This window comes from Salmonella sp. SG203, assembly GCF_013350575.1.
Taxonomy (GTDB): domain Bacteria; phylum Pseudomonadota; class Gammaproteobacteria; order Enterobacterales; family Enterobacteriaceae; genus Salmonella; species Salmonella enterica.
On the sequence record NZ_SNMT01000090.1, the window covers coordinates 1 to 936 of the forward strand.

Below are 936 nucleotides of genomic sequence, written 5' to 3' on the forward strand. Positions count from 1 at the left end.
ACCATGACAGGTATTGATGTTACCGGATTATCCACTGCGGTAGTGACATATTCTGCGCCGGAACAGGCAGGGGAAGGCTCTCAGCATATTACCCGTACCACAAAATGGCGTTGCCAGCTTGATTTCTACGGACCTCATGCGGCAGATAACGCGCAGACGCTGGCAACGCTTTTCCGGTCTGAATTTTCCGTACAGCTTTTCCGGCAAACCGGCGGGCTGATTTCCCCGCTGTATTGTTCAGATCCCCTTAACACCACGTTCATCAACGGCCAGCAGCAGTATGAACCGCGCCGGACGCTTGATATTCAGATGCAGATTAACCCTGTGGTCACAACACCCCTGATGTTTTTTGACAACGTGATCACCCGGACAACGGAGGCTGATAATGCCAATCCCACTCAGTAAAGATGTACAGATAAATCCCGGCGTGCTGGCTGTGGCGGGTAATGCCGTCGATCTTAATGGCCTGTTGCTGACCGGCAATCCACTACTCCCGGTCGGCGGTGTGGTTCCGTTTTCCTCCCCGGATGATGTGGCCGCGTATTTTGGTGCATTATCCGATGAGTACGCACGCGCTCAGCTTTATTTTCAGGGCTTCAAAAATGCCACTAAGACGCCGGGGCAATTGTTGTTTTCCCGTTTCAATCTTGCCGCATCGGCGGCCTGGTTACGTAGTGGTTCGTTTAAGGGCGTGACTATTGAACAGCTACAAAAACTTTCCGGTACGCTGACGCTGAGTATTAACGGGAAAAGCGCCAGCGCTGAGGTGAATTTTAACGGCGTCACCAGTTTCGCGGCTGCTGCAACGGCACTACAGACAGCGCTGACCGCGGCGGTGGCAACAGTGGTATTCGATACCACACAGAATGCTTTCGTCATTACTGCCGCCGGGGCGAAACCGGAGAGCACCACGATAACGTTCGGCAGTGGATCGGC

Annotated in this window: 2 protein-coding genes; both read left to right on the forward strand. The window is 53.5% G+C overall.

Going from position 1 to position 936, the window contains the following annotated elements; all coding sequences use genetic code 11:
• Positions 1-405 (forward strand): LIC_12616 family protein (locus HV477_RS27920; protein WP_254621741.1); only part of this gene is annotated, 405 nt, incomplete at its 5' end.
• Positions 386-936, forward strand: a 551-nt coding sequence (locus tag HV477_RS27925) for a DUF3383 family protein (protein WP_175065750.1), incomplete at its 3' end; no start/stop codon positions are given. The genes HV477_RS27920 and HV477_RS27925, both read left to right, overlap by 20 nt.